At 71.9% G+C, this 22,917-nt stretch carries 14 protein-coding genes; all 14 read right to left on the reverse strand.

Annotated elements, in window-relative coordinates:
• Window positions 1-74: 74 nt before the first annotated feature.
• The 14 genes from IE290_RS12340 to rhaS all read right to left on the reverse strand — a co-directional run bounded on the left by IE290_RS12340 (window position 75) and on the right by rhaS (window position 22,907).
• Entirely contained in the window at window positions 75-2,510 is a 2,436-nt protein-coding gene (locus IE290_RS12340) for a beta-L-arabinofuranosidase domain-containing protein (protein ID WP_191244678.1), read from the reverse strand.
• Complete coding sequence (locus tag IE290_RS12345; RefSeq protein WP_191244679.1) at window positions 2,507-5,416, reverse strand: glycosyl hydrolase; 2,910 nt, start codon at window positions 5,414-5,416, stop codon at window positions 2,507-2,509. Before IE290_RS12345 ends, IE290_RS12340 begins: the two co-directional genes overlap by 4 nt.
• An 81-nt stretch (window positions 5,417-5,497) precedes the next feature.
• Window positions 5,498-8,815, reverse strand: a complete 3,318-nt coding sequence (locus tag IE290_RS12350) for a glycosyl hydrolase (protein ID WP_191244680.1) — start codon at window positions 8,813-8,815, stop codon at window positions 5,498-5,500.
• 13 nt (window positions 8,816-8,828) lie between these two features.
• The gene (locus tag IE290_RS12355) at window positions 8,829-12,104 is read right to left on the reverse strand and encodes a family 78 glycoside hydrolase catalytic domain (protein WP_191244681.1); all 3,276 of its coding nucleotides are present in this window, start codon (window positions 12,102-12,104) and stop codon (window positions 8,829-8,831) included.
• 238 nt (window positions 12,105-12,342) lie between these two features.
• Window positions 12,343-12,555, reverse strand: a complete 213-nt coding sequence (locus IE290_RS12360; protein ID WP_191244682.1) for a helix-turn-helix domain-containing protein — start codon at window positions 12,553-12,555, stop codon at window positions 12,343-12,345.
• Complete coding sequence (locus IE290_RS12365) at window positions 12,552-13,148, reverse strand: LutC/YkgG family protein (RefSeq protein ID WP_191244683.1); 597 nt, start codon at window positions 13,146-13,148, stop codon at window positions 12,552-12,554. Before IE290_RS12365 ends, IE290_RS12360 begins: the two co-directional genes overlap by 4 nt.
• Window positions 13,145-14,584, reverse strand: coding sequence for a lactate utilization protein B (locus IE290_RS12370; protein WP_229874432.1), 1,440 nt, complete (start codon window positions 14,582-14,584; stop codon window positions 13,145-13,147). The genes IE290_RS12365 and IE290_RS12370 overlap by 4 nt, the downstream gene beginning before the upstream one ends.
• Window positions 14,585-14,601: 17 nt before the next feature.
• Window positions 14,602-15,336, reverse strand: a complete 735-nt coding sequence (locus IE290_RS12375) for a (Fe-S)-binding protein (protein WP_191244685.1) — start codon at window positions 15,334-15,336, stop codon at window positions 14,602-14,604.
• Complete coding sequence (locus tag IE290_RS12380) at window positions 15,333-16,802, reverse strand: rhamnulokinase (RefSeq protein ID WP_191245143.1); 1,470 nt, start codon at window positions 16,800-16,802, stop codon at window positions 15,333-15,335. The genes IE290_RS12375 and IE290_RS12380 overlap by 4 nt, the downstream gene beginning before the upstream one ends.
• A complete protein-coding gene (locus IE290_RS12385) occupies window positions 16,802-18,223 on the reverse strand; it encodes an L-fucose/L-arabinose isomerase family protein (protein WP_191244686.1) in 1,422 nt (473 codons plus the stop codon). Before IE290_RS12385 ends, IE290_RS12380 begins: the two co-directional genes overlap by 1 nt.
• Before the next feature lie 18 nt (window positions 18,224-18,241).
• Window positions 18,242-20,278 carry a bifunctional aldolase/short-chain dehydrogenase gene (locus IE290_RS12390; protein ID WP_191244687.1) on the reverse strand — a complete coding sequence of 679 codons (2,037 nt, stop codon included), beginning with the start codon at window positions 20,276-20,278 and terminating at the stop codon, window positions 18,242-18,244.
• Window positions 20,279-20,284: 6 nt separating this feature from the next.
• Complete coding sequence (gene rhaI / locus IE290_RS12395; protein ID WP_191244688.1) at window positions 20,285-21,460, reverse strand: L-rhamnose isomerase; 1,176 nt, start codon at window positions 21,458-21,460, stop codon at window positions 20,285-20,287.
• On the reverse strand, window positions 21,457-21,783 hold the full coding sequence (locus IE290_RS12400) for an L-rhamnose mutarotase (protein WP_191244689.1): 327 nt from the start codon (window positions 21,781-21,783) through the stop codon (window positions 21,457-21,459). Before IE290_RS12400 ends, rhaI begins: the two co-directional genes overlap by 4 nt.
• 56 nt (window positions 21,784-21,839) lie before the next feature.
• Complete coding sequence (gene rhaS / locus IE290_RS12405) at window positions 21,840-22,907, reverse strand: rhamnose ABC transporter substrate-binding protein (RefSeq protein ID WP_191244690.1); 1,068 nt, start codon at window positions 22,905-22,907, stop codon at window positions 21,840-21,842.
• Between the last annotated feature and the right edge of the window lie 10 nt (window positions 22,908-22,917).

Here is a 22,917-nt window from a genome sequence, read left to right on the forward strand (position 1 = left end):
GCGCATCGTCACGATGGGCCGCGGCCACGCCGATCGCGCCGGACTCCGCTCCCCGTCCACGAAGGGCCCGGGCGTCAGCGCCCGGTCATCACCTCCTGGATTTCGGCCGCCGTCAGCTCGCGGCCGTACACCCGGAAGTCCGCCACCGCGCCGTCGAGGTAGGGGTGCTTCACGTTCTGCGAGCGGCCCAGGTAGTTGAGCTGCGTCGCGCCCAGCAACAGCGGGCTCATCCGCGGCGCGGGGTTCTCGCCGGTCAGGGTGCCGTCGAAGTACAGCCGGATCCGCTCGCCCAGTGTCACCGCCACGTGGGTCCACACCCCGGCCGTCAAGGGCACCGCGGCGTCGGCGAAATCCTCGCCCTCCATGCCGGCCAGCTTCATCGCGAAGCGGGCCCGTCCCAGGCCCGTCCGCGGGGTCAGGAACGCGTACGACTGGGCGTTGAACCCCAGGTCGAACACGCGCGTGGAGTTCACGACCACATCCACGCGCACCCACATCGCGATCGTCGCCTCGGTGAGGTTCGCCAGCAGCCCGGACGGCAGCGCCACGTGCGCACCCGCGCCGTTCAGCTCCACGCCTCGCTCGCCGAACACCGCGCCACCGGCCAGCTGCGCGTCCGGCCACCGGCCGGTGGCCTCCCGCGTGTCCTGCAACCGGAACACCGCGATCGTCTTCGGCGCGGGGCGCGACGGCGGCAGCGCGAAGTACACGCTGTAGTTCTCGTGGTGCACGTCCAGGAACGGGCTCAGCCGCAGCCGCTGGTCACCGGCCCGCACGCTGAACTCCGCCCGCCCCGGCTCACGCCGCAGCGACCGCGGGTCGATCGTCGGGATCACCGCGGGCACCGTCCCGCCGTGCCGGGCGGCGAGCACCAGAGGTCCGTAGGTGAGCGCGTGCACGGCCGGGTTGTCCGGCGCCGGCCGCCACTGCGCGCTCATCGGCAACCGCAGCTCCACCACATCCCCGTCGCGCCACCGCCGCCGCACCACGGCGAACCGGCCCGGCTCGGCGCGCACCGCTTCGCCGTTGACGAACAGCTTCGCGTGCTCGGCCCAGGACGGGATGCGCACCCGTAGTGTGAACTCGCCAGCTCCGGACAACCGCAGCCGCACGGTCTCGCCGTAGGGGTACTCGGTCTCCAGCCGGATGCGGACGCCGCCGTAGTCCACTTCGGACGGGATGAACTGGGTGACCCACAGGCCGTCGTCGGCGGCGTAGTAGATGTTCTCGGCGTACTTCACGTGCGTCTCCAGGCCGGTGCCGTGGTCGCAGGTGAAGTTGCCGTAGTCGCTGGAGTAGGTGCCCGGGTCGGACACCACGCCCTCCTTGCCCTTGCGCCGCGCGCCCGGGACGAGGCCGGTGTAGTAGGTGACGAACCCGTGCGCGGAATCCGGATCCTGCTCCCCCAGCATCTGGTTGAGCAGCGTCCACTCCGCGTAGTCCAGGTAGTCGGTGCGCGACGGGTCCCGCAGGAACAGCAGCCAGCTCAGCTTGAGCATGTTGTAGCTGTTGCAGTTCTCGCAGGTGTTCTCGCCGAGCTGGCTGACGATCTGGTCCGGCGGGCCGAAGAACTCGGCGTTGGCGTTGCCGCCGATAACGTAGGTGTGGTGGTGCACGACCTGGTCCCAGAAGTAGGTGGCGATCGTGCGGTAGTACTCCTCGCCGGTGGCCTCCCATTCGACCGCGGCGCCGACGATCTTGGCGATGTCGGTGTTCGCGTGCCGCCCGGCGAGGGTGTCCTGCCGCCGGGACAGCGGCACGAAGATCTCGTCGTGGTCGAACAGCTTCGCGGTCGCCAGGTGCTGCCGGTCGCCGGTGACCAGGGCGAGGCTCGCCAGGGTCTCGTTCATGCCGCCGAATTCGGTGTGCAGCACCTTCTGCTGCGCTTCGCGAGACAGGTTCGCCATCCGGGTGCGGACCCACCGCGCCATGCCGAGCAGCACGTCGAGCGCCTGGCGGTTGCCGAGCAGCCGGTACTGGTCGAGCAGGCCGGCCATGATCTTGTGGATCGTGTAGTAGGGCGCCCACACGGTCTTGCCGGCTTCCTGATCGGTGAAGGCCTGCTCGGGGAACGCCGAGAGGTAGCCCGGGGTGAACCCGGCCGCGGGCGCGGCGGCCTGGCATTCGGCGAGTGCGGCGACGATCCGCGCGCCCTTGCCGGCCAGTTCGGTGTCGCCCGTGTTCGCCGCCGCGAGGGCCAGACCGGACAGCAGGTGCCCGGTGGTGTGGCCGCGCAGCTGGATGTTCGGCGCCTCCCATCCGCCGCACGGCTCGGCCGTGCTGGGCAGGCCCGCCGTGACCCGGAACATGTGCAGCAGCCGGTCGGCGTCGACGAACCGCAGGTAGGCGACGGTCCGCTCGATGTTCTGCCGGTAGCGCGAGTCCAGCAGCCGGACACGGCCCAGCTCGAGCGGCCGCGCCGGTTCGGCGGCCGCCGTGGCGGGCAGCGCTGCCACCAGCCCCGCAGCCGCGGCCAGCCCGAACACGCCCCGGCGGGTCAGGCCGGTCATCGGATCTCCTCCTGGCGGTAGGGCACGAGGCGGGCGGGTCCGACCAGGCCGTAGGCCTGCCGGGTGGCGATGCCGAAGACGGCGGGGTTGCTCACGCGCAGCCGGTTCAGCAGCGTGGTGGCGACCTCGACTTCGAGCGTGTTGCGGCCCGGGCGCAGCCACGGCCCGACGTCGACCACCGGGTCGAGCACGTCGGCGGGCGGCAGGGCGCGGCCGTTGACCGTGACGCGGTAGGTGTCGAACACCTCGCCGAGTTCGAGGTAGGCGCCGAGACCGGGACGCCACGCGCCCAGGTCCACCGTGGTGCGGTAGCGGCCGATGCCGGAGACGTCCTGCAACCCGGGGATCGCCGACCAGGCGGTGAGCTCGGTCAGGCTGAGCCGGTGGTTCGTCTTCACCGTCTCGGCCGGGGTCGGGCCGGGCTGCCAGTCCTCCACCTCGAGGTCCCACGCGGTGAGCGGCACCGGCGCGGGCACGGCGTCCACAGTGGTCCGCACGACGCGGCCGGTGGACAACGTGGTCGAGTAGGTGCCGGCCGCGGTGGCGCGCAGCACCAGCTTGCCGTCGTCGAACCGGACGTCCGCGTCCGAGGCGGTGGCGTGCGGGCTGCGGTCGCCCGGACCGAACCCGATCAGCATCGACTGTCCCGGGTTGAGGGCGACCCGCACCCGCACCTTGTCGCCGGCGCGCTCGTAGGTGCCGATCCGCTCGACCCGGCCGGTCCACGCGTCGAGCAGGTACGGCTCGGCGGAGCGGTCGCGGGAGGTGAGCCAGACGTCCTGGTCCACCGCGGTGATGCGGCGGTTCTCGGCGTGCCGGGCGTTGGCGAGGTAGTAGTAGTCGACGCCGTCCTCGACCCGGTGCACGGTCATGATCGTCGAGCGGGCGTATTCGACGTCGCGGGTCACGCCGAGGTCGGCGAGCGCGCCCGGGATGCCGTTGGCGTCGGCGGCGACCCGGACCCGCGGCAGGGCGACGAGCTGGGCGAGCAGCGTGCGGAGCTGGTCGTTCTCGCCGGGCTGGGCGATGCCGGTCGAGTGCACGTCGGCCCAGCTGCCGACCACCACGATCGGCAGCCCGGCGCGCGCGAGCTCGACCAGCCGCCGCGCGGCGGACACGGACAGGGTGTGTTCCTTGTTGCGGAAGATGTCGCCGTCGAGGATCAGCGCCTTGTAGGCCGGGCCGTCCGGGGCGAGGCGGCCGTCGCGCACGACCGCGCTGGGCAGGTCGAGCATCGGTTCGCTCAGGAAGCCGTGCGTCCAGCCGATCGGGATGCCGTCGTTGGTCGCCCACGGCGCGCCGATGCCGGTGGAGGTCCAGCCCTTCTGCCGGAAGAACGCGAGGTCGGTCTTCTGGACACCGGCGCGCAGCACGAGCTGCGTGCGGGCGAACCAGCCGGCGATGTCCGGGACGTGACCCCACGTCGGCTGGCGCGGGCCCCACGCTTCGGCATAGCCGATGCCGGTGCCGTTGTAGGGCGAGAACGCCGCGAAGCCCGGCCACGCCGCGCCGGGCGCCGACGCGTAGGAGAACCCGTGCAGAACAGCCTGGTTCACGCCGCCCGCGAAGACGCTGCCCATCGTCTGCAGCACCTTGTCCCACGTGGTGCTGTAGGCGCCGTTGGCGTAGGCGGCGGACTCGCAGGACAGCAGCTGCCGTCCGCCCATGTCGCGGCCGGAGGCGAGCACGCGGTAGTCGTCGAGGTTCTTGAACCCCAGCGACTCGCTCTCCGGCACGTCGAGCAGCGCGGCGCTGCGGATCGCGTCGGTGGGCAGGCCGTAGGGCTGCACGCGCAGCGTCATGCCGAGGCTGTGGGCGAAGTCGCGGAGCGGGAGCAGGTGGTTTTCGTGGTAGAGGTCGGACAGGACCTGGTTGTGGTCGTCGCGGACGTGGTTGGTGGTCTCGCTGTCGAAGGTGAACGGGTACTTTTCCTTGCGCTGCACGATGACCGGCAGGTACGGCAGCAGGTCGTAGCCGGCGCGGCGGCGGAACTCGGCGAGGTGGTCCGGTGTCCACGGCGTGGCCTCGGTTTCGAGCTCCAGCGAGTCCTCGAACAGGTCGCCGCCGGTCTCGCGCAGCAGACGGCGGATCGCCGGGGTGAGGATCGTGGTGTTCCACTCGTCGATCACGGCCTGCGCGCCGGCGCGGCTGAAGTGGTCGACGACGTAGGCCGGCGGCTCGGTGTGCGGGCCGGCTTCCGGCTGCTGCGCGGAGCCCCGCAGCCAGTAGGCGATGATCGCCCAGGTGCCCTCGGGCGCGGTCCAGGTCTCGCCGGGGCCGAGCGTGCGGACGGTCGCCGGGTCGAGGGTGACGGTCGCGGCCGTCGTGGAGCCGATGACCTTGGCGACCTGCACGGCGACGAGGTCCTGCTCGTGCACGCCCTCCTCGGGCGGCTCGACGGCGGCGGGTGGCGGTCCGGAGTAGACGGTGCCGCCCTGGACGTAGGTCACGCCGTGGGCGAGTTCCTTGCACGCGGCGGTGTCGTCCGGCGTGATGGTGGGCACCGCGGTCGGCCAGCACGGCCCGAGCGCCAGGTCGACGCGCAGCTTGCGGTCCTTGGCGCGGCGCAGGGCGGTCTCCACGGCGGCGAGCCACGCCGGGGTGCCCCAGCCGTGGCCGGCCGGGTCGAGGTCGGCGCGGACGCTGTGGTGCACGTCCTGGATCTCGACGCCGCCGAACCCGGCGTCGGCGATCTGGTCGACCTCGCGGGCGATCTCGCCCAGGTCGACCAGCCCGTGCGGCCACCACCAGCGGAACTTGGCGGCGGTGTCGGTGCCCGGGGCGGCGAACCGCTGCGCGAACGGCTTGCCGGGCGCGGCCAGCGCGGGCGGCACCGAAGGCAATGCGGCGGCCAGCCCGAGGGCGGCGCTCGCGCCGAGGAAGGTGCGCCGGGTGAGTCTGGTCATGAGGGGACTCCGGGGAAGGTCAGGGGATGGGGAGTAAAGCGGGTGCTGCCCCCGGCGTGGTCCGGGGGCAGCACCGGGGGCTCAGCGGCCCAGGTCCAGCCGCGCGGTGACCACGGCCGGCGGCCGCAGCACCACGGGGCCCACCAGGCCCGACGGGAGGATCTTGTTGCGCGAGTTGGCCAGCGTGTTGGTCACCCGCACCGCGATCGTGTTCTCGCCGGGCTTCAGCAGAGCCGTCGCGTCCACTGTGTACGGCCGCCACAACGCCGTGGGCAGCGCCGCACCGTTCACGGTCACCGTGGCCAGGTCGTGCACCTCGCCGAGGTCCAGGAGCAACCGGCGGCCGGCCAGATCCTGAGCCGTCAGCGACACCGTCGTGGTGTAGACGGCGCTCCCGGAGAACGTCGGGTCGAAGCTCGTCCACGAACCGAGTGGGCGCTGCGCCTCCACCGCGCCCGGCTTCTCCAGGCGCACCTTCCACGGCCCGGCCAGCGGGATCGTGGTCAGCCTGTCCGTCACCGTCGCCACGCCGCCGTAGCTCCGGCCGTTCGCCGCGCCGGACAGCCGGTACTCACCCGGCGCGTCGGCGACCACCGTGGCCCGCAGCGACTGTCCGTCCACAGTGACCGCGTCGGCCGGCAGTGTGCTGTCGGTCAGGTGCGCGTCCTCCCGGACGCCGTGGCGGAAGACCACCGCGAGCGTCTCGTACGGCTGCAACCGCACCGGGACCGCCACGCCGTCCTGTTCGGCGCGGTACGCCGTCGCGGTGCGGGTCGAGCCGGTGCGCGGGTCCCAGATCTCCGGGACACCGCCGCTGGGGAACGTCGCGGTCGTCGTCACCGCCTGGTCGCTCTCGTTGTTGAGCAGATATGCGACGTCCTGGCCGCGCGCGGTCCGCGACACCCGCACGCTGGAAGCCGCCGGCTCCAACTGGGCCGCCGCATACGCCCGGGCCAGCCCGGGCAGGGCCTCGGCGTCGCCGACCACCGCGACGGAACCGGCACCACGCCGCTGCCACGCGGCACCAGCGTCGCCGAACAGGCCGCGCAGCTCGCCCGCCAGCTCGGCGTCCCGGCCGCGCGCCTCCCGTGCCGGCAGCGGGCCCACCGCCGCCACGTGCCCGCCGACCTGCACGAACCGGGCCAGCGTCCGCACCGTCTCCAGGTCCAGCACCGGCGTCCGCGGCAGCACCACGAGCTGGTAGGCGGCTTGGCCGACGTGGAGCTCACCGGCGCGCGCCACGGCCTGGAACCGCGCCACCGGATCGCCGGACAACGACGAGTCACTCACCAGATCGAAATCGACCTGGCCCCGCTCCAGCGCGTACGCGGCGTCCGCGAACTGTCCGTCCAACGTGTGCTCCGCGTCGGCCACCCGGGTCTGCTCGGCCGCCCGCTGCGGCTGCACGAGCACGGTCCGCGCCAGGTTCTCGCCCCGGCCCAGCTCCATCACCCGGCCGATCCACTCGTCGACGGCGGGCATGTCCGACCAGAACGTGCTGCGCGGCCCGAACGGCGGCGGGAAGTTGACCGAGTTCTCGTCGGTCCACATGGCGTGCAGGAACGTCAGGTTCACGCCGCGCGCGGCGAGCGCACCGGTGGTCGCGTGCATGAACTCCGGCGCGACCTGCCAGCCCGAGTTGCCGAACGTCTCCATCGCCACGCGCGGCGCGCCGCTCTGGTGCGCGGCGGACGCCGCGTTGCGGCCCAGCATGGTCTGCTCGCCGAGCGTGTAGTCGCCGGTGATCATGTCGCTGCCCGGCACCTGCGCCCACTGGTTGTCCTTGCTCAGGTCACCGGTGGAGTGCATGCGCTGCTGCGGGCCCTCCTCGTCCAGCAGCGGGTTGGTCAGCAACTGGAGACCGTGGCGGGCCATCCACTCGGCCTCGCGCTGGTAGTAATTCGTGGCGAACAGGTTGTTCACCGCGCGCCAGTAGTAGCCGGCGGCCGGGTCGGCGGTGGGATCCAGGCCGTCCGCGGCGCCCAGGTACGCCACGCCCGGGGTGCCACCCGCGGCGACGATCGCCTGAGCCAGCCCCGGCGAGGCCGGCAGCCGCTTGAACGGGTGCGGCTGCGCCGAGGCGATGAACGGCTCGTCGTCCCAGAACCCGGGCACCACGGTGCCCATCGCCCACGGGAAGCGCCGCACGTACTCACCCGGCACGGTGTCCATGAACGCGTCCGTGGCCGCCGGGTCGAGCAGGTCCAGGTACCCGCGCACGTAACCGCTGGAGTCGTCGCGCAGCAGCGCCTGCGAGTACACGTCCACCTGCCACTGCCCCGCCGGGACCGACCACGTGCCCTTCGCCGGGTCCAGCTCGACGGCGCTCCGGAAGTCCGCCGTGCCCGCCGGGCGCGCCGCCGCCGCGGTGATGCCCGCCAGGTTCACGCGCGCCGCCGGGAAGTCCGCGAGCACAGTCGCGTTGTCGAAGTTCGACGACCACAACGCGGTGCCGTCCGCCGCGGTCACCGACAGCGTGTCCCACTGCGACCGCTGGGTGCCCTCGGCCGAGACCGCGACCGAGCCCTTCGCGTACGTCGAGTCGGTCGCCGCGGGCTGCACGGTGTTGTTGATCTTCGGCGTGATCGTGTTGCCGGAGACCGTCACCGTGATCGTCTGCGCGCGGGTCGCGGAGAACCCGGGCGTCGGGATGCCGGTGGTCAACCGGGTGCGCTGGGCCCCGTCGACCCGCCACACGCTGGTGTTGCCCTTGACGTCCACGTCGACGAGGTAGCCGTTCGTGCCGTCGCTGCGCACCATCAGCTGCGTCCCGCCGGTGGTGAGCGTGACCTTGCCGGTCACCGTGTAGTCGGTCCAGCCACTGCCCGGGGTCAGAGCCGCGCCGCCGGGCTTGGTCGCCGGGTCCACGACGAGCTTGCCGCCGTCCACGGACAGCCCGGTGGTCTCGGCGAGGGTGAGCGTCGCCGGACCGGTCACGATGCGGCTGGACCGCAGCAGCCCCTTGAGCCGCAGCTCGGGGTGCTCCTCGGCGACCTTCAGACCGCCGCGCCCGCTCGGGAAGTTGTTGTCGTTGAACAGCCACATCTTCATGCCCGTGCGCTGCGCCTCGCGCAGGACGTGCTCGATGAGCGTGAACCACTCCTCGGTGAGGAAGGCCGGCTGCATCGACGCGCCGCCGTAGGGGAACACGACGGCCTCGTAGATGCCCTTGTCCCGCATCTCGGCCATCTGCCGGTCGGTGATCTCCGGCGTGATCGTGTTGTTCCAGTACCAGTAGACGCTCGGCCGGCTGTCCTTCGGCGGGTTGGCGAAGGCGGCGGGATCGAACCGGGACAGGTTGGTGGTTTCGGCGACGCCGGGGCTTTGCGCCACGGCAGGCGCGGAGGCCAGTCCGGCCGCGGTGACCGCCGCGAGCAGGACGGAGACGAGTTTTCTCATTGGTGGTGTCCTCTCAGGCCACGCGCGAGCGGAAGGTCCAGGAACCGGAGCCGACCTCGAAGACCGCCTCGGCGCCGTCCACGCGGACGAAGCGGGCGCCGTCGGCGACCGGGAGGTGACCGGCGAAGGGCACGTGCACCTCGGCCGTGGCGCCCACCGGCACGGTGACATCCAGCCGGTACTCGCCGTCGGTCCTGGTCCAGGACGTGCGGACCTCGCCGTAGGTGCTCTCGTACCGGCCGGTGGCCGAGGTCAGGTCGCCGACGACGGCCGGGTCGATCAGCAGGCGCCGGAACCCGACCGAGTCGGCCGTCTGCTCGATGCCGGTCAGCCGCGTCTGCAGCCAGCCGTCCATCGCGCCGAGCATGAAGTGGTCCTGCGACTGGCCGCTGCCGCCGTCCCAGGTTTCGCCGAGCGCGGTCAGCCCGGCCTTGACCTGGAAACCCAGGCTGGGACTGGTGGTCTGGGTCGCGATCAGGTAGACGACGTCGTCGCGCCCGGCCTCGGACAGCACGCGCAGCACGGACGGGAACGAGATCTCGCCCATGATCAGGTGCCAGCCGGTGGCCTGGATGCTGTCCACCAGGTGCTGCACCTGCGCGGCCCGCAGGTCCGCCGGCACCGCGCCCATGTCCAGCGCCAGCGCGGTCGCGCCCTGACCGCCGCCGCCGAACAGGCCGGTGGCCGGGTCGTAGTACTTCGCCCACACCTTCCGGGCGAGGTCGTCGGCGCGGGCGCGGTAGGCGGCCGCGTCGGCGTCGTGGCCGAGGGCCTGGGCGACCTGCGCGAGCCCGTCGGCGATGGCCCACACCCCGAACGTGCCGGTGATCGCGCGCGGCATCACCGGCTTCTCGGTGGTGATCCAGTCGCCGAGGCTGTAGTCGTAGACCCCGCCGTCGATCCAACGCGCGGTCTGTCCCTCCAGATAGGACAGATAGCGCCGCATCGCCGGGTAGTAGGTCTGCAGCAGCTCGGTGTCACCGTAGGTGCGGTAGGCCTTGAGCGGCAGCAGCACCAGCGCGCCGCCCCAGTTCGGGTCGTCGCGGTAGCTGCCGGCCAGCGTCACGTAGTCCGGGACGGTGCTGGGCACCATGCCGGAGGCCTCCTGGCCGTCGGCGATGTCCTGGACGATCTTGCCGAGGTAGACCTCGACGTCGTAGTTGCGGGCGATCGTGTCGAACGCCAGGTGGTCCTGCTCCAGCCAGCCCAGCTTCTCCCGGCTCGGGCAGTCGGTGAGCACGCTCTGCATGTTGTTCTCCAGCGCGTGCCGGGTGAGCCGGTGGATGCCGTTGACGATGTCGTCGGACGTGCTGAATTCGCCCGCGGAGTCGTTGTCCGCCATGGTGCGCAGGCCGGTGACCGACAGCTGCGCGCCGTCCGGGACGCCGACGACCTCCAGGTAGCGGAAGCCGTGGTAGGAGAACTCGGGGTGCCAGGTCTGGGTGCCGCCCTTGCCGGTGAAGCTGTCCCAGATCGGCGCGCCGACGTTGGACTTCGACTGGTCGACGCGCCCGTTGCGCAGCGCCTCGGCCGGGAAGACGCGGACCGTGGTGCCGGCGGGGGCGGTCAGCGTGATCTGCGGGATGCCGGCGATGTTGCGGCCGAGGTCGAACACCCGCACGCCGGGCGCAGGGCGGGACATCTCGGCGCCGGGCAGCTGCTCGACGACGCGGACCGGCTCGCCGCTGCGCGCGGTGAGCTTGGTGGTGGGCGCGGGCGGGGCGACGGCGGTGACCGGGGTCCAGACGGCGCGGTCCGCCCCCGGCGCGTCCCAGCCCGGGATCTCGCGGCGGGCGTCGTAGTCCTCGCCGCCGTACCAGTTGGACGCCGTCGTCGGGCCGAGCGCGGTGCGCCAGCTCGAGTCCGTGCCGATGCGCTGGACGCTGCCGTCGGCCATGGTCAGTTCGAGCTGCGCGATCACCTGCGGGTCGCTGGCGGTGCGGGCGAACTTGCGGTAGCGGCCGGAGGTGTGCAGCGCGTCCGCGGTGCCGTTGCCGACCGCGATGCCGATCGTGTTGCCGCCGCCGCGGATCTGGCCGGTGACGTCGTAGGCGGCGTAGGTGACCCGGTCGGTGTAGTCGGTGTTGCCGGGTTCGAGCACGGCGTCGCCGACGCGGGCGCCGTTGAGGCTCGGCACGTACACGCCGAGGCCGCTGACGTAGAGGCGGGCCTGCTTCACGCTGCCCTGGACGGTGAAATCCTTCGCGAACAACGGCAGGGCTTCGGGCAGCCAGTTCTCCGGCGTCGGCTGGTCCTTGACCGTCGCGGCCACGGTGAACGGTCCGGTCGCGGCGGCCGCGGTCTGGATCGTGTAGTCGACCGGGAAGTTCGGGGTCTTGCCGTCGGCGGTGAGGGTGTCGGTGCGCGGGTAGAGCACGACCTGGTCGAAGGTGCGGTCGGCGCCGAGGTCGATGGTCACCCACACCGGGGCGTTCGGGTTGTCGTGCGCGGCGCTCTGGTAGCCGGCGTTGCTCGCCTCCTCCGGGTTGGAGGTGGTGAGGCCGTCGGCGATCAGGCCGGGCTCCCACTCCTTGCGGACGGTCTCGGTCTCCGAGGCGGTGACGAACTTTTCCCGCCCGGCGGCGAAGTTCACCGGCGGGTTCGCGGAGTCGCGCACCTGCATCTCGGCGAGCTGCAGCCGGTGGGTCAGGTCCGGGAAGCGGCGCGGGGTGCCGGTGGTGACCAGGCGGTTGTTGCTGTCGATGGGCTGCTCGGCGAGCGGGAGGCCGAGCTTGGTGACGTCGAGGCGGACGTACCGCGCGGTCCGCGCGGGCAGGGTCACGACCACCGGCCGCGCGGGCTTGCTGCTCAGCTGCCAGTCGTGGTTGGTGACCCAGCCGGCCGTCCAGTCCTTCTGGTCGGTGAGGCCGGTTTCGAACCAGGTCGGCTCACTCCACGCCGAGGGCGCGGGGCCGGACCAGGTGCGCACGCGCCAGTACACGCGCTGACGGCTGGCGAGCGCCTTGCCGGCGTAAGTGGCTTCGACGTCGGCGCTCGCGACACGGCCGGTGTCCCACAGGTCGGCGCCGCGTTCGAGGGCTTCGGGTGAGGTGGCCGCCTGGATCTGGTAGGCGGACTGCTCACGCTGACGCGCCTGGGCGGTGTTCTGCCAGGACAGGACGGGCGTGGTGTCGTCCGTCCCGAGTGGACGGTCCTGGTGCGCGGTGCGCAGATCGGTGACGGAGACCAGCCCGCCCTGCGCGACGCCCGGTGGGGCGACCCCGGACACCAGCGCCGCGGCGACGGTGACCGGGATCAGGATTCTGCGGAGACGAGAACGAGAGCGCATCGGTGCTGCTCCTCCTCGGCCGGTGGGGAGACGGCCGCTGATTCGACGGTGAATCGTTTCAAAACCTGAGAGAACGTTACGTGGACTTCACGTTCGGAACAAGATCGGTGTCCGATTCCGGCCAGGTGGATCGCCAGGGAACCCCCTCGCGGGGGATTTGGGGCGTGGTAAGGAGATCGCCGAGCCCGCGGGCGCGAGTTCCCCGTTCAGGCGCGCGAGTTCCGCGGTCGGGCTGGGGTCAGAGGAGGCCGCGGCGGGCGGCCCACACCACGGCCTGGATGGGTGCGGCGAAGCCGAGACGGTCGCAAATCGCTCGCACCCGCCGCCGCACGGTCCGTTCCGACAGGTCCAGCCGTCTGGCGATGGCGTCCAGCGGCAGCCCGTCCGCGAGCAGCTCCAGCAGGTCCAGATCCGCCCGCGGCAACGTATCCGGGCGCTGCGCGGTCGTCACGACGACACCAGCAACACGTGCAGCGTGCGCGGCCCGTGCACGCCCTCGACCCGGTTCAGCTCGATGTCGCTCGTCGCGCTGGGGCCGCTGATCCAGGTCTGCGGCCGGTCCGGGGACAACGCGGCCACGGCCTGCGGCACGCCGGGCACGATCTGGTCCGTCCGCAGCACGCACACGTGCCGGTCCGGCACCAGGCTCACCGCCCGGCGCCCCTGTCCCGGCCCGTGGTCGAGCACGATGGTGCCCGTCGTCGCGATCGCCAGCGCCGCCAGGGTCACCACCGCGTCCAGCCGGTCCAGCTCCGCCGCGGACTGCCCGGTGTCCGGCACCGCGCCGGGCACCTCCCACGGGAAACCGTCCGGCACCAGCACCGAAGCCGCGCCGCCCAGCGCGGAAGACAGCGCCGCGGGCAGCGTGTCCTCGGTGCACCGCGTCAGCTCGGCGCGGTAATCCACCAGCCGCTCGGCGAACAGCTCGACCACATCGCCCGGCGGCACCACCGACCGGTAGCCGCGGGGCACTGGAGCCTCTGCCGGGTCCGCCGAAGCCAGCGCCGACCGCACCCGGCCCAGGATTTCCTCCCGCGCGCTCATCGCCGTCCCTCCCGCCGCCACCACGCGCGGAACGACTCCACCGGTGGCGCCGGCACGTCCCGCGCGTTGCTCCACAACGAACCCGGCCACGGCAGCCGTCCCAGCGCGCGCCGCCCGCCGGGCAACACCTTTCGCCCGAACCGCCCGAGCAACCGGCCCGCGAGACCCATACCGCGCTCGGCCAGGCCCAGGCGCTTCGAGTCCGCCAGCACCCAGGACGCCGACTTCATCGCCACCGCCTCGGCCTTGGGCGCCGACCGGTGCGAATCGACCACTTTGGACCGCAGGTGCACAAGCACCTCGGGGATGTCGATCCGCACCGGGCACGCCTCGAAACACGCCCCGCAGAGGCTGGAGGCGTAGGGCAGTGAGTCGACCTGCTCGTCCACGCCGGTGCCGCGCAGCAGCGGGTTCAGGATCGCGCCGATCGGTCCCGGGTACACCGAGCCGTAGGCGTGCCCGCCGGTGCGCTCGTACACCGGGCACACGTTCAGGCAGGCCGAGCACCGGATGCAGCGCAGCGCCTGCCGCCCCACCTCGTCGGCCAGCGCGCGGGTGCGGCCGTTGTCCAGCAGCACCACGTGCATCTCCTGGCCCTCGGTGGCGCCCGACCAGGTCGAGGTGTAGGGGTTCATCCGCTCCCCCGTGCTCGACCGCGGCAGCAGCTGCAGGAACACGTCCAGATCGGACCAGGTCGGCACGATCTTCTCGATGCCGACCACCGACACCAGCACCTCGGGCAGGGTCAGGCACATCCGCCCGTTGCCCTCGGACTCGACCACGACCAGCGTCCCGGTCTCGGCGACCGCGAAGTTCGCCCCGGACACGGCCATGCGCGCCCGCAGGAACTTCTCCCGCAGGTGCAGCCGCGCCGCCCCGGCGAGTTCGGCGGGCCGGTCGGACAGGTCCGCGGGCGCCGGGCGACCGGCCGCGGCCATCTTGTCCCGGAAGATCTCCCGGATCTCCGCACGGTTGCGGTGGATCGCCGGCACCAGGATGTGCGAGGGCAGGTCGTCACCGAGCTGCACGATCAGCTCGGCCAGATCGGTCTCCCACGCCGTGATGCCACGGGCGGCGAGGGCTTCGTTGAGCCCGATCTCCTGCGTCGCCATCGACTTGACCTTGACGACCTCGTCGACCGCGTGCTGCTTGGCGATCCCGGCGACGATCTCGCACGCCTCGGCCGCGTCGCGCGCCCAGTGCACGGTCGCGCCGCGTTCGGTCAGGGACTTCTCCAGCCGCAGCAGGTGCTCGTCGAGGTGGCGCAGCGTGTTGTCCTTGATCGCCGCGCCGGCCAGGCGCAGCTCCTCCCACTCGTCCACCTCGCCGACGACCGCCGCGCGCTTGGCGCGGATCGTGCCGGTGGCGTGCGCGAGGTTGCGGCGCAACTGGGTGTCCGACAACGCCTCGCGCGCCGCCGTCGGAAAAGCGGGCATACCAACGAAAGTGGCGCTCATGAGTTCTCCGTCCCGGCGAGCACTTCGGCCAGATGCATCACGCGCACCCCGGTGCGCTGCCGGGACAGCAGCCCGCCGATGTGCAGCAGGCACGAGTTGTCCCCGGCCACCAGCACCTCCGCGCCGGTGTCCAGCACGTGCCGCGCCTTGTCCGCGCCCATCGCGGTCGAGGTTTCCGCGTTCTTCACCGCGAACGTGCCGCCGAAGCCGCAGCACTCGTCGGCCGCGGGCAGCTCCACGAGGTCGAGCCCGCGCACCTCGCGCAGCAGCCGCAGCGGCCGGTCGCCCACGCCGAGCATCCGCAGCGAGTGGCAGGTCGGGTGGTAGGTGACGCGGTGCGGGAAGTACGCGCCCACGTCGGTCACGCCGAGCACGTCGACCAGGAACTCGGTCAGCTCGTACACCTTCGGCGAGGTCTCCGCCACGGCCGCGGTCAGCCGGTCGTCCCCGCTGCGGCGCGCCACGATCGAGTGCTGGTGCCGCACCGAGCCCGCGCACGACCCGGACGGCGTCACGATCGCGTCGTACCCGGCGAAGGCGTCGACGAAGTTGCGCACCACCGGCACGGCCTCGTCAAGGTAACCGGTGTTGACCATGGGCTGCGCGCAGCAGGTCTGCGCGGCCGGGAAGTCCGCCTCCACGCCGAGCCGCCGCAGCAGCGTGAACACCGCCTTGCCGGTGTCCGGGAACATCGCGTCGTTGATGCAGGTGACCTGCACGGCGACCTTCATGCCACCACCTTCGGATCGATCCGCGCGGCCGCCCGCGCCCAGTCGGCCTCGCGGCCGGACGGTTCGTAGCGGCGCAGCTCGTGCGTGGCCCGGATCAGCGCGCGCATCGCGGCCAGGTCCGGCAGGTCCGCGCCCAGCGCCCGGGCCTGCACCAGCACGTTGCCCAGCGCCGCGGCCTCGACCGGCCCGGCCAGCACCGGCACGCCGCAGGCGTCGGCGGTGAGCTGGCACAGCAGCTCGTTGCGGACCCCGCCGCCGACCACGTGGACGACGTCGACCGGTCTGCCGGTCAGCTCCGATGCCTGGCGCACAGTCCGACGATAGGCCAGTGCGAGGCTGTCCAGCACGCACCGGACGAGCTCGCCGGGGGTTTCCGGCACGCGCTGACCGGTCTCCGCGCACGCCTGCCGGATGCGCGAGGGCATGTCGCCGGGCGGCAGGAACACCGGCGCGTCGATGTCCACGACCGCGGCCAACGGACGCACGGAGGCGGCCTGCGCCAGCACCGCGGGCAGCGACACCGGCGTGCCCTGCGCCTCCCAGGTCCGCAGCGACTCCGACAGCACCCACAGGCCCGTCACGTTGCGCAGGAACCGGATCGTGCCGTCGACGCCGCCCTCGTTGGTGAAGTTGGCCGCCAGCGCCGCGTCGCCCAGCTCCGGCTCGTCGAGTTCCAGCCCGACCAGCGACCAGGTGCCCGAGGAGATGTAGGCGAAGTTCGTGCCCGGCTCGGCCGGCACCCCGACCACCGCGGACGCGGTGTCGTGCGATCCGACGGCGACCACCGGCAGCTCCGGCAGGGCCAGCTCGGCGGCCAGGTCCGGCAGCAGCGTGCCGACCACCGTGCCCGGGTCGCGCAACGGCGGCAGCAGCCGCGGCGGGATGCCGACCCGCTCGGCCAGTCCCACCGCCCACTCCCGCGAGCGGACGTCGTAGAGCTGCGTGGTGGAGGCGTTGGTGCGCTCGGCGCCCCGCACCCCGGTCAGCCAGTAGTTCAGCAGGTCCGGGATGAGCAGCATGGTCTCGGCGGCGCTCAGGTCGCGCTCGGCCAGCAGCTGGTAGAGCGTGTTGAACGGCAGCTGTTGCAGGCCGGTGACGTCGAACAGCTCGCGCGCCGGAACCGTCTCCAGCACCCGCTCGGCCACGCCCGCGGTGCGCGCGTCGCGGTAGTTGACCGGGTTGCCCAGCAGCGCCCCGGAGGCGTCGAGCAACCCGTAGTCCACGGCCCAGGAGTCTATGCCGACACCGTCCAGCGCACCGGCCTGATTCGCGGCCTGCACCCCGGTCAGCAGCTCGCGATACAGGCCGAGGATGTCCCAGTGCAGGGTCGATCCACCCGCGTGGGCGACCCGGACGCCCCCGTTGGGGAACCGGTGCACCTCCGCCACCGACAGCACGCCCGGCCCGACCGTGCCGGCCATGACGCGGCCGCTGGAGGCGCCCAGGTCGACGGCCGCCAGTCGCATCACACCCGCACCACGCGCAGTTCGAGGCCGAGCAGGTCGGCCACCGCCTCCAGTTCCGGGACGCGGTGCCCGGTGCCCAGCGCCCAATGGTGGTTGACCCCCGCGGCCGACCACGCGTCGGTCCACTCCCCCGGGTTGCCGCCGAAGTCGACGCGAGAGGTGGTGTTGCCGATCGCCAGCAGCGGGCCGGGCACGACCTCGCCCTCGGACGCGACGAGCGTGAACCGCCCGTCCCGCTCCTGCCCGAGCCCGAGCAGGGTGACCGGGCCGTGCTTGACGTCGAACTCGACGGACACGCCCCAGCCGCGCTTGCCGTGGTAGACGCCGAGCCCGCGCAGCAGCGGCCGGCGCGCGCTGATCGCCAGGTGCGCCGGGCCGTCGTGGCCCATCTCGACCACGTTGTCCCGGAAGTTGAGCGCCTGCAGCTCGGTGAACGAACCGCCCGCGCCGAGCCGGTCCATCACCAGCATCGCCAGCGAGTTGCGCAGCTCGAACTCCCCCGCCGCCGGGATGCCGCGCGCGGTGAGCAGCGACGCGCCGAGGATGAACCCGGCGCCGACCCGTTCGTGGGTCTCGCCGTCCAGGCCGCGGTGGTAGTAGGCCAGCGAGTCCAGCGAGAAGTCCTCGACCAGCCGGTCCAGCGCCACCGAGACGCGCGCGCCCCACGCGAAGTCCTCCTCGACGACCGAGTCGTCCAGGTCGAAGATCTCCTTGGCGAGGTCCATCCGCGCCTTGGTCTCGTCGTCGGTGACCTTCTCGACCCGCACCCGCAGGTCGTCGATCTCCAGGATCTCCACGTGCCCGCCGAGCTGCGCGGTCACCAGGGTCGGGTCGGTCGAGACGTCCATCATGCCCGGGTAGAGGTGGCCGAGCAGGCCGTGCCGCCCGTGCCGGAACGCGGCGCGCACCCCGGCGGCCTTGATCCAGCGCTCGACGCGGGTCCAGGCCCGCTCGTCCTCCAGGTATCCGGACACCGAGCGGAACTCGACGCCGACGCGGCGGAAGGCGTTGGCCATCTCCGGCAGCGGGCAGGCCCCGCAGTAGGCGAGCCAGGCCCCGGTGTCGAAGTTCGCGTGGTCCATCGCCTCGGTGGGCTGCAGGTTGAGCAGCAGCACCGGCGAGCCGCTGCGCTGCGCGACCGGCGCGAGCATGCTGGAGGTGAGGTACGTGGTGAGGAAGCCGATGATCAGGTCGCAGTCGGCGACCCGCAGCTTCTCCGCCGCGGCCGCGCCCTCCCGCTCGTCCGAGACGAACCCGGCGTCCACCACCTCGCAGTCCATTCCGGACAGACGCTCGGCCACGCGCCGCGCGGAGGCCTGCAGTTGCGGCAGCAGCTCCGGGAACTGCGGCCAGTACGCGCCCAGGCCACCGGCGACCAGGCCGACGCGGGTGCGGCGCGGGGTGATCCGCTCGAGGGTCATCACATAGTCCTTCCTGCTTCAGCGGAGGAAAGCGGCCGCGACACCCGCGTCCACGGGCACGTGCAGGCCGGTCGTGTGCGTCAGGTCGCCGCCGGTGAGCGCGAACACCGCCGCGGCGACGTGCTCGGGCAGCACCTCGCGCTTGAGGATGGTGCGCTGGGCGTAGAACTTGCCCAGGTCCTCCTCCGGCACCCCGTAGACCGCGGCGCGCTGCGCGCCCCAGCCCCCGGCGAAGATGCCGGAACCCCGCACCACACCGTCCGGGTTGACCCCGTTGACGCGGATGCCGTGCTCGCCCAGTTCGGCGGCCAGCAGCCGGACCTGGTGCGCCTGGTCGGCCTTGGCCGCGCCGTAGGCGACGTTGTTCGGGCCGGCGAACACCGAGTTCTTCGACGAGATGTAGACGATGTCGCCGCCGAGTCCCTGAGCGATCATCGCCTTCGCCGCGGCCTGCGAGACCAGGAACGAGCCCTTGGCCATCACGTCGTGCTGCAGGTCCCAGTCCTTCTCGGTGGTCTCCAGCAGCGGCTTGGAGATCGACAGGCCGGCGTTGTTGACCACCAGGTCGATACCGCCGAACGCGAGCACGGTCGCGTCCACCGCATCCGCGACCGCGGACGCGTCGGTCACGTTCGCCACCACGGAGACGGCCTTGTCGGTCGAGCCGATCCCACGCGCGACCTCCTCAGCCGCCTCGGCGTTGAGGTCCGCGATCGCCACGCACGCGCCCTCGGCGGCCAGCCGTTCGGCGATGGCGCGGCCGATCCCCGACCCGGCGCCGGTGACCAGCGCGACGCGCCCGGCCAGCGGTTTCGGCTTCGGCATCCGCTGGAGCTTGGCCTCCTCCAGCGCCCAGTACTCGATGCGGAACTTCTCGCTCTCCGGGATCGGCGCGTAGCGGGACACCGCCTCCGCGCCGCGCATCACGTTGATCGCGTTGACGTAGAACTCACCCGCCACGCGCGCGGTCTGCTTGTCCTTGCCGAAGGAGAACATGCCGACGCCGGGCACGAGCACGATCGCCGGGTCGGCGCCGCGCATCGCGGGGCTGTCCGGGGTGGCGTGCCGCTCGTAGTAGGCGCGGTAGTCCTCCCGATAGGCCTCGTGCAGTTCCGTCAGGCGCGCGACGACGTCCTCCAGCGGCGCGGTCGCGGGCAGGTCGACCACGAGCGGGCGGACCTTGGTGCGCAGGAAGTGGTCCGGGCACGAGGTGCCGAGCGCGGCCAGCGGCTGCAGCTTCTCGCGGGACAGGAACTCCAGCACCACGTCGCTGTCGTTGTAGTGGCCCACCTGGCGCTGATCGGTCGACGCCAGACCGCGGATCATCGGCGCGAGCGCGGCGGCCCGCTTCCGGCGCTCCTCCTCCGGCAGCGGCTCGAACCCGGGCACGACCGGCCCGAACGGCTCCGCGCTCCCCCGCTCGGCGAGGAACTTCTCCGCGGTCCGGATGATCTCCAGCGAGTTGCGCTGACACTCCTCCGACGTCTCACCCCACGCGGTGATGCCGTGCCCGCCCAGGATCACGCCGATGGCCTGCGGGTTGGCCTTCTTCACCGCGGCGATGTCCAGGCCCAGCTGGAACCCGGGGCGGCGCCAGTCCACCCACACCACGCGGTCGCCGAAGCACTCCTTGGTCAGCGCGGGGCCGTCGGCCGCGGTCGCCAGGGCGATGCCCGAGTCCGGGTGCAGGTGGTCCACGTGCGTGGCCTCGACCAGGCCGTGCATGGCGGTGTCGATCGACGGCGCGGCGCCGCCGCGGCCGTGCAGGCAGTAGTCGAACGCGGCGACCATCTCGTCCTCGCGCTCCACCCCCGGGTACACGTCGACCAGGGCGCGCAGGCGGTCCAGCCGCAGCACGGCCAGCCCGGCCTCGGTCAGCGTGCCCAGGTCACCCCCGGAACCCTTGACCCACAACAGTTCCGTCGGCTGCCCGGTGACCGGGTCGGTCTCGCTGCCCTTGGCCGAGGTGTTGCCCCCGGCGTAGTTGGTGTTGCGCGGGTCGGCGCCCAGGGCGTTGCTGCGCTGGATGAGTTCGGCGGCGGGATTGTTCGTCATGGTGGTTCAGGCTCCCCAACCGGCCTGCCGGCCGTCGGCTCGTTCGGCGACGATCTGTTCCTGGTATCCGCTGCGGTGGTAGGCGGCGATCGGGTCCGGGTCCAGCCCGGACTCCGCGCGCAGCTCGGCCAGCAGCGGCCGCACGTCGGTGTTGTAGGCGTCCATCAGCACGGCGTTGGCGCCGAGCACGTCCCCGTTCTGCTGCGCTTCGAACAGGGCGTCCTTGTCGACCAGCAGGGCCTTCGCGGTGGCCTCCTGCACGTTGAGCACCGAGCGGATGATCGCCGGGATCTTCGCCTCGATGTTGTGGCACTGGTCCAGCATGAAGTTGATGCCGTAGGACGGGTCCAGCGCGTCGGCGCGCACGATCTCCCACATGATGCGGAAGAGCTGGAACGGGTCGGCGGCGCCGGCCATCAGGTCGTCGTCGGCGTAGAAGCGCGAGTTGAAGTCGAACGCGCCGAGTTTGCCCTGGCGCAGCAGGAACGCGACGATGAACTCGATGTTGGTGCCCGGCGCGTGGTGGCCGGTGTCGATGCACACCGTGGCCTTCGGGCCCAGCTCGACGCAGTGCGCGTACGAGGTGCCCCAGTCCGGCACGTCGGTGGCGTAGAAGGCGGGCTCGAACAGCTTGTACTCCAGCAGGATCCGCTGGTCGTCGCCGAGCCGGTCGTAGGCCTCGCGCAGCGCGGCGGCCAGCCGGTCCTGCCGGGTGCGCAGGTCGTCCTGGCCCGGGTAGTTGATGCCGTCGGAGAACCAGAACTTCAGGTCCTTGCTGCCCGTGGCGTCCATGATGTCGATCGCCTCGAGCAGGTGGTCGGTGGCCTTGCGGCGGATGCGCGGGTCGGGGTTGGTGACGGAGCCGAGCTTGTAGTCCTCGTCCTGGAAGACGTTGGTGTTGATGGCGCCGATCGAGATGCCCAGGTCATTGGCGTACTTCGCCAGCGCGCCGAAGTCGTCGACCCGGTCCCACGGGATGTGCAGGGCCACGCTCGGCGCGATGCCGGTCAGCTCGTGCACCTTCGCCGCGTCGGCGATCTTCTCCTCCGGCGTGCGGGGAACCCCGGGCTGCGGGAACACCTTGAAGCGGGTGCCGGAGTTGGCGTAGGCCCACGAAGGCGTCTCGATCCGCTGAGCCCGCAGGGCTTCTTTCACGGCGGTCAGGTCGGACAACGGGATCACTTTCCTTCCAGGTGGAAGACCTCGGTGAGCAACTGGAACCCCTCGTCGGGTCCACGCTCTTCCAGGCCGGTGAAGAACTCGGCCATCTCGGCCTGCCAGCGGGCGTTGACCTCGGTGCGGGCCATGGCCGCCTGCGCGGCGGCCAGGTCGTCGGCCTCGACGTAGCCGATCAGCAGGCCGTCATCCCGGAGGAACAGCGAGTAGTTGCGCCATCCGGTGTCGGTCAGCGCCTGCCGCATCTCCGGCCACACCGCGCGGTGCCGCTCGGCGTACTCGGCCATCCGCTCGGGTTTGACCTGCAGGCAGAAGCAGTATCGGGCCACAGTTCGTCCTCAGTGGAGACCCGGCCGGGCCGCCGGTGCGGCCCGGCCGGGGAGCGTCAGAAGTTGTACTGGTCGATGTTGCTCGCGTCGAACACCGTCGGCGGGCCGAGGACGATCTCGCCGTCCTTGCCGATGGTGTAGTCACCGAGCTTGCCGGCCTTGAAGGTCTGGCCCTGGGCGCCGGTGATCTGGCCGGAGGCCAGCGCGACGCCCGCGTAGGCGGCCAGGTAGCCGATGTCGGCGGGGTTCCACAGCGCGAACTTGGTGACCGTGCCGTCCTTGATGTACTCGCGCATCTGGTTCGGCGTGCCCAGGCCGGTCACCGCGACCTTGCCCTTGTAGCTCGAGGAGCTGATGTAGCGGGCGGCCGCGGCGATGCCGACGGTGGTCGGCGCGACGATGGCCTTCAGGTTCGGGTACGACTGCAGCAGGCCCTGGGCCTCCTGGAACGACTTCTGGTCGTCGTCGTTGCCGTAGGCGACCTTCACCAGCTTCAGGTTGGCGTACTCGGGCTTGGTCAGCTGCTGCTTGAACACCTCGATCCAGGCGTTCTGGTTGGTGGCGTTCGGGGTCGCCGACAGGATCGCGATCTCACCCGAGCCGCCGGCCAGCTCGCTGGCCATCTTCGCCAGCTGCTCGCCGATGCCCTCGGTGGTGGCCTGGTTGATGAACACGTCGCGGCAGTCCTTGGCCGCGTCGGAGTCGAACGCCACCACCTTGATGCCGGAGCTGCGCGCCTGGTTCAGCGAGGGGCACACCGCGTTCGGGTCGTTCGCGGCGATCCCGATGACGTCCTGCTGCTGCTGGATCAGCGTGTTGATGTAGCTGACCTGCGAGGACGCGCTGGCGTCGTTCGGGCCGACCAGCTTGTACTCGCCCTTGAGCTCGTCCAGCGCGGTCTTGCCGCCGCCGACCTCGATGTCCGAGTACGGGTTGTTGAGCTGCTTGGGCAGGAAGGCCATCTTGACGCCCTCCTTGGTGGGGGCGTTCGGGTCGGCCTGCGCGGTCGACTGGGCACCGCCGCCACCGGCGGAGCTGCTGTCGTTCTTCGTCGTGCCACCGCACGCGGAGACCGTCAGCACGAGTGCTGCCGACACCGCACCGGCGAGGAGTCGTCTCTTCATGTTGGCGTTC

Source organism: Amycolatopsis deserti (genome assembly GCF_014653945.1).
In the GTDB taxonomy this organism is placed as follows: Bacteria; Actinomycetota; Actinomycetes; order Mycobacteriales; family Pseudonocardiaceae; genus Amycolatopsis_E; species Amycolatopsis_E deserti.